Origin of the sequence: Pseudomonas sessilinigenes (assembly GCF_003850565.1) — a bacterium.
GTDB lineage: Bacteria > Pseudomonadota > Gammaproteobacteria > Pseudomonadales > Pseudomonadaceae > Aquipseudomonas > Aquipseudomonas sessilinigenes.
This window is the reverse complement of sequence record NZ_CP027706.1, coordinates 65,569-78,477: the sequence shown is the minus strand read 5'-3', so window position 1 is coordinate 78,477 and position 12,909 is coordinate 65,569. Positions and strand designations below refer to the sequence as shown.

Here is a 12,909-nt window from a genome sequence, read left to right as displayed (position 1 = left end):
GGTTATCATGCGCACAATAAATCGCTTGCTGCTGGCCGGCTTGATTGCAGTTTCCTCCATGGCAGCGATCGCCGCGGAAGATGCACCTTCGGCCGACCCGGAAGTCACCATTCGCACGGAAGGCGACAAGACCATCCAGGAATACCGGCAAAATGGCTTCCTGTATGCGATCAAGGTCACGCCAAAAGGTGGCAAGCCCTATTTCCTGGTGCGCGCCGATGGCTCCGACGGCAACTTCATCCGTTCGGATCAGCCCGATATGCTGATCCCTTCGTGGAAAATCTTCGAGTGGTAAGCCACTCCGACTTCAACTCAATGGCGCCGGCCCGATAGCGGCGCCCGTACTGGCAGTTCTTAACCATGTCTGTGTTCACCCCCCTGGCTCGGCCCGAGCTGGAAACCTTTCTCGCCCCATATGGGCTCGGCCGCCTGCTTGATTTCCAGGGGATTGCCGCTGGTAGCGAAAACACCAATTTCTTCATCAGCCTGGAACAGGGCGAGTTCGTCTTGACGCTGGTCGAGCGCGGGCCTGTCCAGGAAATGCCGTTCTTCATCGAGTTGCTGGACGTCCTGCACGAGGCGGACCTGCCGGTTCCCTACGCGCTGCGTACCACCGACGGCGTCGCCCTGCGGGAACTGGCGGGCAAGCCAGCGCTGCTGCAACCGCGCCTGGCCGGCAAGCACATCAAGCAAGCCAACGCCCAGCACTGCGTCCAGGTTGGCGAGCTGCTGGGCCACCTGCACGTGGCCACCAAGGACAACATGATCAAGCGCAAGACCGATCGTGGCCTGGACTGGATGCAGGAAGAGGGCGCCAAGCTGCTGCCACACCTGGACAGCACCGCCAAGGACCTGCTGCAACGTGCGCTGCAAGAGATCGTCGAACAGAGGACCAGGATCCTCGCCCTGCCACGGGCCAACATCCATGCCGACCTGTTCCGCGACAACGCGATGTTCGAAGGTACCCACCTGACCGGCCTGATCGATTTCTATAACGCCTGCTCGGGGCCGATGCTGTATGACGTGGCCATTGCCCTGAACGACTGGTGTTCCGACGCCGAAGGGATGCTCGACGGCCAACGCGCACGGGCCTTGCTCGGTGCCTACGCGACCTTGCGGCCATTCACCGCCGCCGAGGCCGAACTGTGGCCAACCATCCTGCGGGTGGCCTGCGTGCGTTTCTGGCTGTCACGCCTGATCGCTGCCGAGACCTTTGCCGGCCAGGACGTACTGATCCACGACCCGATGGAGTTCCAGCGCTACCTGGCCCAGCGCCAGCAGGTCAGCGTGGCCCTGCCGTTCGCCCTCTGAAACGCTTCGCGGGCCAGCCGCCCCTGCCGTAAACGAGCAGGAGCGGCTGGCCCGCGAAGGATGAAGCCTGTACTGGAAACCCGCTTATAGCTGCTCCAGGCAGCCGGCCAGATCGTTGCCGAGCTTCTCCAGCACCTGCTCGTAGCCCGTGGCGGACGCCGGGGTGTAGCCGCCCAATGCATCCAGTTCGGCCAGCTTTACCGGCAGGCCGGCCACCAGGGTTTCCGCCAGCCGCGGACGCAGCGGCGGCTCGCTGAACACACACGTCTTGCCCACCTGCTGCAGGCGCGCGCGCATGGCCGCTACATGCTGGGCCCCAGGCTGCACCTCGGCAGCGACGCTGAACACCCCGGTGTGCTTGAGACCATAGGCGTCCTCGAAATAGTCGAAGGCTTCATGGAAGACGAAATAGGGCTTGCCGGCGATCCCCGCCAGGCGAGCCTTCAGGCGGGTGTCCAGGGCATCCAGGCGCTCGCTGAAAGCCTTCAGGTTGTCCTGATAACGCGTGGCATTGGCCGGATCGGCGGCGCTCAAGTCGGCCGCCATGCGAGTGGCGATCACCCGGGCATTGACCGGCGACAGCCAAAGGTGGGCATCCAGGCTGCCGGGACGGTGATCGTGATCATGTTCGTCGGCATCTTCAGCGTGGGAGTGGCTATCTTCGGCAAAACGGCGAAGCTTCATGCCTGGCAGGTCCTGTACCGCCACCGAGGGCAGGCTGCGCCCCTTCAGGACACGCGGCAGGAACCCTTCCATGTCCGGGCCGATCCAGTACAGAAGATCCACGCTCTGCACCTTGCGCACATCGGAGGGGCGCAACGCATAGTTGTGCGGCGAAGCGCCCGGCGGCAGCAGCACCTCGGGAATCGCCACGCCGTCCTGCACCGCCGCGGCAATCAACTGCAGGGGCTTGATACTGGTCAGCACCCGGACTTCAGCCTGGGCCGAGCCGATCGCGAACAAGCTGAAGGTAAAAGCGACAAAAAGACGAAAAAGTCGGGGCACGATGGACACTCGAAGAGGCGATAGCGGGTAACATAATAACGTCTCTCACCAACCTCGTCGCCGCTCATGCCTAAAACACCTCTTGCCAGCCGACCACACGACCACTCTCACTGCGTGCACAACGCACTGTCTGAGGCCGATGCCCTGTGCACCCGGCAGGGCCTGCGCCTGACCGCACTGCGCCGGCGGGTGCTGGAGCTGGTGTGGCAAAGCCACAAGCCCCTGGGCGCCTACGACATCCTGGCGGTGCTCAGCGAGCAGGATGGGCGCCGCGCCGCACCGCCAACGGTGTACCGGGCCCTGGACTTCCTCCTGGACAACGGCCTGGTGCACCGCATCGCCTCGCTCAACGCCTTCGTCGGTTGCAACCATCCGGAACACGCGCACCAGGGCCAGTTCCTGATCTGCCGCGAGTGCCACGCGGCCATCGAACTCGAACAGAAATCCATCAGCGACGCGATCATCAACAGCGCCCGCGACGTCGGCTTCGTGGTCGAGGGCCAGACCGTCGAAGTGATCGGGCTCTGCTCCGGCTGCCAGGGGGCGTGATGAGCACTGCGTTGATCCGCCTCGAGCAAGTCGGGGTGACCTTTGCCGGGCAGAACGTGCTGGACAACATCCAGCTCAGTGTCGAACCCGGGCAGATCGTCACCCTGATCGGCCCCAACGGTGCCGGCAAGACCACCCTGGTGCGCGCCGTGCTCGGCCTGCTCAAGCCCGATACCGGCAGCGTCTGGCGCAAGCCTCGGTTGCGGGTGGGCTACATGCCGCAAAAACTCCATGTCGACCCGACCCTGCCGCTCTCGGTGCTGCGCTTCCTGCGCCTGGTGCCGGGGGTGGACCGCCCGGCGGCCCTGGCGGCACTCAAGGAGGTCGGAGCGGAACAGGTGATCGACAGCCCGGTGCAGAGTATTTCCGGTGGTGAGATGCAGCGCGTGCTGCTGGCCCGGGCGCTGCTGCGCGAGCCTGAGCTACTGGTCCTCGACGAGCCGGTGCAGGGTGTCGACGTGGCCGGCCAGGCCGAGCTGTACAGCCTCATCACCCGCCTGCGCGACCGCCACGGCTGTGGTGTGCTGATGGTTTCCCACGACCTGCACCTGGTGATGAGCACCACCGACCAGGTGGTCTGTCTCAACCGCCACGTCTGCTGCTCCGGGCACCCCGAGCAGGTCAGTGGCGACCCGGCCTTCGTCGAGCTGTTCGGCAAGAACGCGCCAAGCCTGGCGATCTACCACCACCATCATGACCACGCCCACGACCTGCATGGCTCGGTGGTGGTCCAGCCCCATGTCCACGGAGAAAACTGCAAGCATGGCTGATTTCCTGCTGTACGCCCTGCTCGCAGGTTTGTCCCTGGCGCTGGTCGCCGGCCCCCTGGGCTCCTTCGTGGTCTGGCGGCGCATGGCCTATTTCGGCGATACCCTGTCCCACGCCGCGCTGCTGGGCGTCGCCCTGGGTTTCCTGCTGGATGTCAGCCCAGCGGTGGCGGTGACCGTCGGCTGCCTGTTACTGGCGGTACTGCTGGTCACCCTGCAACAGCGCCAACCCCTGGCATCCGACACGCTGCTGGGGATTCTTGCACCCAGCACCCTGTCCCTGGGCCTGGTGGTACTAAGCTTCATGCATGAAGTGCGGATCGACCTGATGGCCTATCTGTTCGGCGACCTGCTGGCGATCAGCCCCGGCGACCTGGCGTGGATCCTCGGCGGCAGCGCCGCTGTACTGTTGCTGCTGGTAGCGCTGTGGCGGCCATTGCTGGCCATCACCGTGCACGAGGAGCTGGCCAAGGTCGAAGGCCTGCCCGTGGCCTCGCTGCGCATGACGCTGATGCTGTTGATCGCGGTGGTGATCGCCGTCGCCATGAAGATCGTCGGGGTGCTGCTGATCACCTCCCTGTTGATCATCCCCGCCGCTGCGGCACAGCGTCACGCCCGCTCGCCGGAGCAGATGGCCCTGGGCGCCAGCCTGCTGGGCATGCTGGCAGTGGGCGGCGGGCTGGCGCTGTCCTGGTTCAAGGACACCCCGGCCGGGCCGTCGATCGTGGTCACGGCGGCCGCCCTGTTTCTGCTGAGTTTTGTTCTGCCCCGTCGAGGGGTGTAGACTTGCTCGCTTTTTGCGCAATTAGAGAGTCGCAGGAATGAAGCCGTTCGCCTCCCGTTATCTGCTCCTTGTCGCATTCTCCCTGCTACTGGGGGCCTGCCAAAGCACGCCGCCGGTGGCCACCGAGGTCCCCGATGCGCGGGCCACGGCCGTCGCACAACTGCAGCAAAGCATCGCCAGCAGCGAACTGGCGACCGCCGAGGACCAGTTGAGCGCCTTGCAGGCACAGACCCCTGACGACCCACAATTGGTCCAGTACCAGCGACAGCTGGCCGAGGCCTACCTACAGCGCAGCCAGATCGTCCTGCAAAAGGGCGACGTGAACGCTGCCGCCACGGCCTTGAGCCGTGCCCGGGCGCTGATGCCCAAGGCGCCGGCCCTGACTGGCGGGGTCAACAATGCCATCGCCCACGCCCGCAAGGCCGAGCTGGACAAGGCCGAAGCCGCACTGAAGGCCGCCGAGGCGCGCCCTGCAGCCAAGCTGATCGACCCCACCGCCCCCAGCAGCACCATCGCCCTGAATGTCACCGACATCCGCCAGCTGCGCCGCCAGCTCGATGCCCTGGCCGCGGACGTGGTGAACTACCAGTGCGACGTCACCCTCCAGGTCCCACGTCGCGAAGACTACCCGTGGCTCTCGACCCTGCTGCACAAGCGGGTGAAGAAGCTGGCTCCCGACTTCCAGCAGAAGATCGACCGGCAGATCGTGCGCCATGTGCCGGCGCAGATGGTCCTGACCCCACGCCAGGCGCAATGACAGTGGCCGGCAGCCCGCAGGCTGCCGGCAACCACCTCAGGCCGGAACCGCCCTGGCCCTGGCCTCGCGACTCCACACCCGATGCTGGGCCATGGCCGCGAAGAACGCTTTCAGGGCCTTGGCATCGCCACCGACGATCACGCCTTCATCCGCCTCCAGCCCAAGTACCTTCAAGAGCTCCCGGGCTTCGCCGTGCAAGGCGATGGCCTTCAGGTGCCGATAGGCCTCGAGCAGGTAGTGCAGGGCGACGCCATCGCCCGCCAGGGCCTTGATCGACTGGGCGCCACCCGGCACGAACACGGCGTCAAACGCCACCGACGGCAAACCCTCCATCGAGGCATCCACCGCCAATGCCTTGCCTTGGGCGCTCGTCACCGCCGCCGAGGTCGGCCCCAGCAGCTTGGCATGAGCCCCTTCGGCCTTGAGCGCCTTCTGCAACGCAGCGATCGCCGCGCCGTCCACGCCATTGGCCACCAGCACCGCCACCTTGCGGGTCTTGATATCCCCGGACAACAGGTTGGCCTGGCTCAGGGCAGGCGAGCGCGACAGCGACACCTTGCGCTCGGCCACAGTGCCCTTGGCCGGAGCCTTCAAGCCGAGGTTCTCGGCCACGCGCTTGGCCAACTGCAAATCGATATTGGCCAGGATCTGCTGCACCTGCCGCTCGCGGATCTGCGGCCGATCGACCTTGCCCAGCTCGAAGCTGTAGGCGGCGATGATGTGCTCCTGCTCATGCTTGCTCATGCTGTTGTAGAACAGCCGCGCCTGGGAGAAATGGTCGCTGAAGGACTCGCTGCGCTGGCGGATCTTATGCGCATCGATACGCTCGTTGTAGCTCTCGAAACCGCCGTTCTCGGCGGCCGGCGGGGTCTCCCTGGGCCAGCCGCCGTCGATCGAGTTGGGCTCGTAGGAAGCCCGTCCCTTGTCGATGGTGGAGCGATGCATGGCGTCGCGCTGGCTGTTGTGGAACGGCGCCACCGGCCGATTGATCGGCAATTCATGGAAGTTGGGCCCGCCCAGGCGGCTGATCTGGGTATCGGTGTAGGAAAACAACCGGCCCTGCAGCAATGGATCATTGGAAAAATCGATGCCGGGCACGATATGCCCCGGACAGAACGCCACCTGCTCGGTTTCGGCGAAGAAGTTGTCCGGGTTGCGATTGAGCACCATCTTGCCCAGCGGCGTGACGGGCACCAGCTCTTCGGGAATCAGCTTGGTCGGGTCGAGAATGTCGAACTCGAACTGGTGTTCGTCTTCCTCGGCGATGATCTGCACACCCAGTTCCCATTCCGGGTAATCACCGATCTCGATGGCCTCCCAGAGATCACGGCGGTGGAAATCCGTGTCCTTGCCCGCCAGCTTCTGCGCTTCGTCCCATAGCAGCGAGCAAGTGCCCACCGACGGATGCCAGTGGAACTTGACGAAGTGCGAGCGCCCCTCGGCGTTGATCAAGCGGAAACTGTGCACGCCAAAACCCTGCATGCTGCGCAGGCTCTTGGGAATCGCCCGATCGGACATGGCCCAGATGACCATGTGCGCCGACTCCGGTACCAGCGAGACGAAGTCCCAGAAGGTGTCGTGGGCCGAACCGCCGGTGGGCATCTCGTTGTGCGGCTCGGGCTTCACCGCATGCACGAAGTCGGGGAACTTGATCGCGTCCTGGATGAAGAACACCGGCATGTTGTTGCCCACCAGGTCGAAGTTGCCCTCGTCGGTGAAGAACTTCACCGCAAAGCCGCGCACGTCACGCACGGTATCGCCAGAGCCCCTTGGCCCCTGGACCGTGGAAAAACGCACGAACACGGGTGTTTTTTTCCCCGGATCATGCAGGAACCCAGCCTTGGTCAACGCCGAATGGTCGGCATAACTCTGGAAGTAACCATGGGCGCCAGTGCCTCGGGCATGGACGATGCGCTCGGGAATCCGCTCATGGTCGAAGTGGGTGATCTTCTCCCGCATGATGAAGTCTTCGAGCAGCGAAGGGCCGCGGGTGCCGGCTTTCAAGGTGTTCTGGTTATCGGCGATCTTCACTCCCTGGTTGGTCCGCAGGGCCTGCCCGGTGGCGTCGCTGCGGAACCGCTCCAGGCTTTCGAGCTTGGCGTTGCTGTTGCCCCGGTCCAGGGTGTCGGTCCCCGCGGCCTGGCTGTTCGGGCTGGTGGTTTTCTGGGTACTCATCAGACACATACTCCTCGTTGGCGAAATCCCTGGCATGCCGGGGCTTCGCGGGCGGATGCGCCGAGGCACGGCACCTGGGCGCTTTCGAGTGGCTTGAGTAGTGACTGGGGAGTCGCCGCAGGCGTTCCTTTTTTATGACCTTTGATCGCGTTATTGCCAAATGGCAGGATGATTGCGAAATAAATACTAAGAACCTCTATACGGACAGGCTAAAATGCGCGCCCGGCCAACCGCTGCCCCTTTTCTAACGCGCCTCACAAGGTTCGCTACGTGATCGAGTTTCAAAACGTCCATAAAACCTACCGGGTCGCCGGTAGGGATATCCCTGCCCTGCACCCGACCAGTCTTCGGGTCGAGAATGGCCAGGTGTTCGGCCTGATCGGCCACTCCGGTGCGGGCAAAAGCACCCTGCTACGCCTGATCAACCGCCTGGAAAACCCCAGCGGCGGCAAGATCATCGTCGACAACGAGGAAATCACCGCGCTGGACGCCGGCGGCCTGCGCCGCTTCCGCCAGCAGGTCGGGATGATCTTCCAGCACTTCAACCTGCTGGCTTCCAAGACGGTGGCCGACAACGTGGCCCTGCCACTGCAGCTCTCCGGCGAACTGTCGCGGACCGAGATCGACAAGCGCGTCACTGAACTGCTGGCCCGCGTGGGCCTGGCCGACCATGCCCGCAAGTACCCGGCGCAGTTGTCCGGCGGCCAGAAGCAGCGCGTCGGCATCGCCCGTGCCCTGGCCACCAAGCCCAAGATCCTGCTGTGCGATGAAGCCACCAGCGCCCTGGACCCGCAGACCACTGCGTCGGTCCTGCAATTGCTGGCCGAGATCAACCGTGAGCTGAAGCTGACCATCGTCCTGATCACCCATGAAATGGACGTGATCCGCCGCGTCTGCGACCAGGTGGCGGTGATGGACGCCGGTACGATCGTCGAGCAAGGCGATGTGGCCCAGGTGTTCCTGCATCCCAAGCACCCGACCACCAAGCGCTTCGTCCAGGAAGACGAACAGATCGACGAGAACGAACAGCGCGATGACTTCGCCCATGTACCGGGACGTATCGTGCGCCTGACCTTCCAGGGCGAATCCACCTATGCACCGCTGCTGGGCACCGTGGCCCGGGAGACGGGAGTCGACTACAGCATCCTCGCCGGACGCATCGACCGCATCAAAGACACCCCTTACGGGCAATTGACCCTGGCCATCTCCGGCGGCGACATGGAAGCGGCCTTTGCTCGCTTCGCCGCGGCGGACGTCCACATGGAGGTGCTGCGCTAATGGAAGGACTACTGAGTTACTTCAACAATATCGACTGGGTCGACATCGGCATCGCCACCAGCGACACCATGATCATGCTCAGCACATCCCTGTTTTTCACCGTACTGGTGGGCTTGCCACTGGGCGTCTTGCTGTTCCTGTGCAGCCCCAAGCAGCTACTGGAGCAGAAAGGCGTCTATTCGGTGCTGGGCTTCGTGGTCAACGCCATACGCTCGTTGCCATTCATCATCCTGCTGATTGTGATGATCCCCACCACCGTGTTCATCACAGGTACTTCTCTTGGAGTCGCAGGGGCCATTCCGCCGCTGGTGGTGGGGGCCTCGACCTTCTTCGCCCGCCTGGTGGAAACCGCGCTGCGTGAAGTGGACCGGGGCATCATCGAAGCGACCCAGGCCATGGGCGCCACGACCCGCCAGATCATCATGAACGCCCTGCTGCCAGAAGCCCGTCCGGGCATCATCGCGGCCATCACTGTCACCGCCATCGCCCTGGTCGGCTATACCGCCATGGCCGGCGTGGTGGGTGCGGGGGGCCTGGGCGACCTGGCCATTCGTTATGGCTACCAGCGTTTCCAGGATGACGTGATGTCGGTCACCGTGGTGCTGCTGATCGTGCTGGTTCAGGTTCTGCAGATCATCGGCGATAAACTGGTAGTGCACTTTTCCCGTAAATAAACGCAATCGCCGGCTGGCCGGCAGGCGCCCGGGGTCGGGCGACTTACAAGGAGCTTGTTCGATGAAAAAACTACTCGTCGCTTTCGCAGCCGTGGCCGCGTTCTCCGCGCATGCTGCCGAAACCCTGACCGTGGCCGCTACGCCGGTGCCCCACGCCGAGATCCTGGAGTTCGTCAAACCGGCCCTGGCCAAGGAAGGTGTAGACCTGAAGGTCAAGGTTTTCACCGACTACGTGCAACCCAACGTGCAAGTGGCCGAGAAGCGCCTGGACGCCAACTTCTTCCAGCACCAGCCGTACCTGGATGAGTTCAACAAGGCCAAGGGCACCCAGCTGGTGAGTGTCGCCGGCGTGCACGTGGAGCCCCTGGGCGCCTACTCGAACAAGTACAAGCAGTTGTCGGAACTGCCCAACGGCGCCACCGTGGTCGTGCCCAACGACGCCACCAACGGCGGCCGCGCCCTGTTGCTGCTGGACAAGGCCGGCGTGATCAAGCTCAAGGACTCCAACAACATCCTGGCCACCGTCAAGGACATCAGCGAGAACACCAAGGGCCTGAAGTTCCGCGAGCTGGAAGCCGCCACCATCCCGCGCGTGCTGACCCAGGTCGACCTGGCTCTGATCAACACCAACTACGCCCTGGAAGCCAAGCTGGATCCGGCCAAGGACGCCCTGGTGATCGAAGGCAAGGACTCGCCTTACGTGAACATCCTGGTGGCCCGTGCTGACGACAAGGACTCGGACGCCATGAAGAAGCTGGTTGCCGCCCTGCACAGCCCTGAGGTGAAGAAGTTCATCGAAGAGAAGTACAAGGGCGCGATCGTGCCGGCGTTCTGATCGACTCGCAGAAACAACAACGGGGCGCCTTGGGGCGCCCCGTTGCGTTTCAGGCATTGCACCGGCGGCGTGTAGCCGCACCCTGAAGTCCCGACACGTTTCGTGTAGCCGCGGATGCGACCTGGCGATCCTGAAGGCGCTGCCTGCGGCAGCGGCTACAGGGCAAGCATTACTTGCGTTGCACCATCGCCGGTAGTTGGGCCACCAGTTTCTGGTTGTTCAACGGCGCGCGGATGAAGCCACGCTGGTTGCCATCCGGGCCGATCACCGCCAGGTTGCCGCTGTGGTCCACGGTGTAGTTGGCCTTGCTGGTGTCGGCCGGGATGAAGGGAATGCTCACGGCATTGGCAAGCTTTTGCAGGTCTTCCACCGAAGAGGCGGTCAGGCCCTTGAAGTCCTTGTCGAAGTAGCCCAGGTACTGCTTGAGCTGCTGCGGGGTATCGCGGTTGGGATCGACGCTGACCAGCACGATCTGCAACTGGTCCACCACCTCCTTGGGCAGCTCGCTCTTGATCTGGCGTAGCTGGGCCAGGGTAGTGGGGCAGATGTCCGGGCAGAAGGTATAGCCGAAGAACAGCAGCGACCACTTGCCCTTGAGCTCGTCCACCACCACTGGCTGGCCATCCTGGTCGAGCATCTTCACCGCGGGCAGGGTACGGCTCTGGGGCAGCATGATGATACCGGCGTCGATCAGCGCGGTAGGGTCGCCCTGGCCTTTGCCGGACAGGACTTTGTTAACGGTCAGGCCCAGGATCAGGGCTACCACGGCAACGAGGATGAAGACGGTTTTCTGGGTTCTGGTCATAGGTTCAACAGTAGGTAGTGGTCTACGAGCAAGGCGATGAACAGCAGGAACAAGTAGTAGATAGAGTACTTGAAGGTATCGATCGCCGCGTGTGGTCGAGTGCCACGGTACAGCACCCATGCCCATTGCAGGAAGCGCCCGCCCAGGATCAGGGCGCAGGCCAGGTACAGCACGCCGCTCATGTGGATCACGAAGGGCAGCAGGCTCACCGCCAGCAGGGCGCAGGTGTAGAGCAGGATATGCACCTTGGTGTACTGCTCGCCGTGGGTCACCGGCAGCATCGGGATATCGGCCTTGGCGTACTCCTCCTTGCGGTGGATGGCCAGGGCCCAGAAGTGCGGTGGGGTCCAGGCGAAGATGACCAGCACCAGCAGCAGCGGCTCGGCGCTCAGGTGGCCAGTGGCGGCGACCCAGCCCAGCAGCGGCGGGGCGGCGCCCGCCAAACCGCCGATGACGATGTTCTGCGGCGTCGCGCGCTTGAGAAAGCCGGTGTAGACCACCGCATAACCCAACAGCGAAGCCAGGGTCAGCCAGGCCGTCAATGGATTGGTGAAGGCCAGCAGCAACGCCTGCCCGGCCAGGGCCAAAAGCAGGGCGAAGGCCAGGGCGGCCCGGGGCGAAACCCGGCCCTCGGCCAGTGGACGCTTGTGGGTGCGGGCCATCTGCGCATCGATGCGCCGGTCCACCACATGGTTGACGGCCGCCGCGCCTCCCGCACACAGACCGATGCCCAGGTTGCCGAACACCAGCACGGTCCAGGGTACGCCGGCCCGGGTGGCGAGGAACATGCCCACCAGGGAGGTGATCAGCATCAGCACCACCACCTTGGGCTTGGTCAGTTCCAGGTAATCGCGCCAGAGCGCCTGGGGGTGCTGACGGGTACCGATCAGAGTCGCCATGGCATCTCTCCTTTGATGGTGATGAGACTCGCCACGTGCTTGCGTGGACTGAGCCGCCAGCCCGGCAGGCGGCGGTCCCGGACCGGCACCAGGCTGGTCCGGGCGTGATAGTTGACCAGCACCAGGGTCAGCAACAGCGCCGCACCGCCGGCGTTATGGGCGACAGCCACGGGCAGCGGCAGGTGGAACAGAACGTTGCTCAGGCCCAGGCTGACCTGCGCGGCCAGCGCCACCAGCACCAGCGCGGCCAGGCGGGTCATGCCCACCTGGCGCAACTGCCAGGCCAGTCCCAGCAGCACCAGGCTCACCAGCAGCGCGCCCAGGCGGTGGGTCATGTGGATCGCGGTGCGGGCATCGCTATCCAACTGCCCCCCCAGGTAGTTGGGGCCGATGTGCTGGGTCAGGTGGAAGCCATTGGCAAAATCCATCTGCGGCCACCACTGCCCATGGCAGGTGGGCAGGTCGATACAGGCCACCGCCGCGTAATTGGAGCTGACCCAGCCGCCCAGGGCGATCTGCCCAATCACCAGCACCAGGGCAGCCGTGGCCCAATACTGCAGGCGCCGCGGCACGATCAGCGCCGGCAGCACGCCGGACAGGCGCAAGGTCAACAGGAACAACAAGCTCAAGGTGGCGAAGCCGCCCAGCAAATGAGCGGTCACCACCTGGGGCCAGAGCTTGAGGGTCACGGTCCACATGCCAAAGGCGGCCTGGGCGAAGACCACCGCCAGGATGAACAGCGGCAGTTTCAGGGGCTGTCCGGGGTAACGCCGATGGGTCCAGGAACGCGCGGCCAGGAGCGCAATCAGCAGCCCCAGGGTGCCGGCGAAATAACGGTGGATCATCTCGTTCCAGCCCTTGTGCTCCTCCACTGGCGACTCGGGGAAATGCAGCTCGGCATGGGCCAGCTGGGCTTCGCTTTGCGGCACGCTGATAAAGCCGTAGCAACCGGGCCAGTCGGGGCAACCGAGACCGGCATGGGTCAGCCGGGTATAGGCCCCCAGCAGCACCACCAGTAACGCCAGCAGGGTGGCGAACAAGGCAAGGCGAAATCCAGGTTTGGCCATGTC

General features: G+C 64.2%; 14 protein-coding genes. 9 read left to right on the top strand and 5 right to left on the bottom strand.

What is annotated here, in order from left to right; translation table 11 throughout:
* Positions 1-7: 7 nt before the first annotated feature.
* The gene (locus C4K39_RS00425) at positions 8-295 is read left to right on the top strand and encodes a DUF2782 domain-containing protein (RefSeq protein ID WP_068575394.1); all 288 of its coding nucleotides are present in this window, start codon (positions 8-10) and stop codon (positions 293-295) included.
* Positions 296-360: 65 nt separating this feature from the next.
* Complete coding sequence (locus C4K39_RS00420; RefSeq protein ID WP_068575395.1) at positions 361-1,311, top strand: homoserine kinase; 951 nt, start codon at positions 361-363, stop codon at positions 1,309-1,311.
* 84 nt (positions 1,312-1,395) lie between these two features.
* Here C4K39_RS00420 and C4K39_RS00415 read toward each other — a convergent pair whose 3' ends face one another.
* A complete protein-coding gene (locus C4K39_RS00415) occupies positions 1,396-2,325 on the bottom strand; it encodes a zinc ABC transporter substrate-binding protein (RefSeq protein WP_124345412.1) in 930 nt (309 codons plus the stop codon).
* 57 nt (positions 2,326-2,382) lie between these two features.
* On the opposite strand from C4K39_RS00415, the gene zur reads away from it, so the two are divergent.
* Genes zur through C4K39_RS00395 form a run of 4 tightly spaced genes read left to right on the top strand, consistent with a single transcriptional unit; the run spans position 2,383 to position 5,173 of the window.
* Positions 2,383-2,865 carry a zinc uptake transcriptional repressor Zur gene (gene zur, locus C4K39_RS00410; RefSeq protein WP_068577342.1) on the top strand — a complete coding sequence of 161 codons (483 nt, stop codon included), beginning with the start codon at positions 2,383-2,385 and terminating at the stop codon, positions 2,863-2,865.
* Positions 2,865-3,635 carry a zinc ABC transporter ATP-binding protein ZnuC gene (gene znuC / locus C4K39_RS00405; protein ID WP_068577344.1) on the top strand — a complete coding sequence of 257 codons (771 nt, stop codon included), beginning with the start codon at positions 2,865-2,867 and terminating at the stop codon, positions 3,633-3,635. Before zur ends, znuC begins: the two co-directional genes overlap by 1 nt.
* The gene (gene znuB, locus C4K39_RS00400; protein WP_022642273.1) at positions 3,628-4,416 is read left to right on the top strand and encodes a zinc ABC transporter permease subunit ZnuB; all 789 of its coding nucleotides are present in this window, start codon (positions 3,628-3,630) and stop codon (positions 4,414-4,416) included. Before znuC ends, znuB begins: the two co-directional genes overlap by 8 nt.
* A gap of 37 nt (positions 4,417-4,453) precedes the next feature.
* Positions 4,454-5,173 (top strand): PA5502 family lipoprotein, encoded by a 720-nt coding sequence (locus C4K39_RS00395; RefSeq protein ID WP_068577346.1) that lies wholly within the window; start codon positions 4,454-4,456, stop codon positions 5,171-5,173.
* Between the two features lie 36 nt (positions 5,174-5,209).
* On the opposite strand, the gene katE is transcribed toward C4K39_RS00395, so the two are convergent.
* Positions 5,210-7,384: a catalase HPII gene (katE, locus tag C4K39_RS00390; RefSeq protein WP_124345411.1), complete on the bottom strand. Its 2,175-nt coding sequence runs from the start codon at positions 7,382-7,384 to the stop codon at positions 5,210-5,212.
* A 234-nt stretch (positions 7,385-7,618) separates the two neighbouring features.
* Here katE and C4K39_RS00385 point away from each other — a divergent pair, with 234 nt between their 5' ends.
* From C4K39_RS00385 to C4K39_RS00375, 3 genes are all read left to right on the top strand, one after another.
* Positions 7,619-8,626, top strand: coding sequence for a methionine ABC transporter ATP-binding protein (locus C4K39_RS00385; RefSeq protein WP_124345410.1), 1,008 nt, complete (start codon positions 7,619-7,621; stop codon positions 8,624-8,626).
* Positions 8,626-9,300, top strand: a complete 675-nt coding sequence (locus C4K39_RS00380; RefSeq protein ID WP_068577351.1) for a methionine ABC transporter permease — start codon at positions 8,626-8,628, stop codon at positions 9,298-9,300. The genes C4K39_RS00385 and C4K39_RS00380 overlap by 1 nt, the downstream gene beginning before the upstream one ends.
* A gap of 61 nt (positions 9,301-9,361) precedes the next feature.
* Positions 9,362-10,135, top strand: a complete 774-nt coding sequence (locus C4K39_RS00375) for a MetQ/NlpA family ABC transporter substrate-binding protein (protein ID WP_068577353.1) — start codon at positions 9,362-9,364, stop codon at positions 10,133-10,135.
* 169 nt (positions 10,136-10,304) lie between these two features.
* Here C4K39_RS00375 and C4K39_RS00370 read toward each other — a convergent pair whose 3' ends face one another.
* Genes C4K39_RS00370 through C4K39_RS00360 form a run of 3 tightly spaced genes read right to left on the bottom strand, consistent with a single transcriptional unit; the run spans position 10,305 to position 12,906 of the window.
* Positions 10,305-10,940 (bottom strand): SCO family protein, encoded by a 636-nt coding sequence (locus C4K39_RS00370; RefSeq protein WP_068577355.1) that lies wholly within the window; start codon positions 10,938-10,940, stop codon positions 10,305-10,307.
* Entirely contained in the window at positions 10,937-11,839 is a 903-nt protein-coding gene (gene cyoE, locus C4K39_RS00365; RefSeq protein ID WP_124345409.1) for a heme o synthase, read from the bottom strand. The genes C4K39_RS00370 and cyoE overlap by 4 nt, the downstream gene beginning before the upstream one ends.
* Positions 11,827-12,906: a COX15/CtaA family protein gene (locus C4K39_RS00360; RefSeq protein WP_068578103.1), complete on the bottom strand. Its 1,080-nt coding sequence runs from the start codon at positions 12,904-12,906 to the stop codon at positions 11,827-11,829. Before C4K39_RS00360 ends, cyoE begins: the two co-directional genes overlap by 13 nt.
* Between the last annotated feature and the right edge of the window lie 3 nt (positions 12,907-12,909).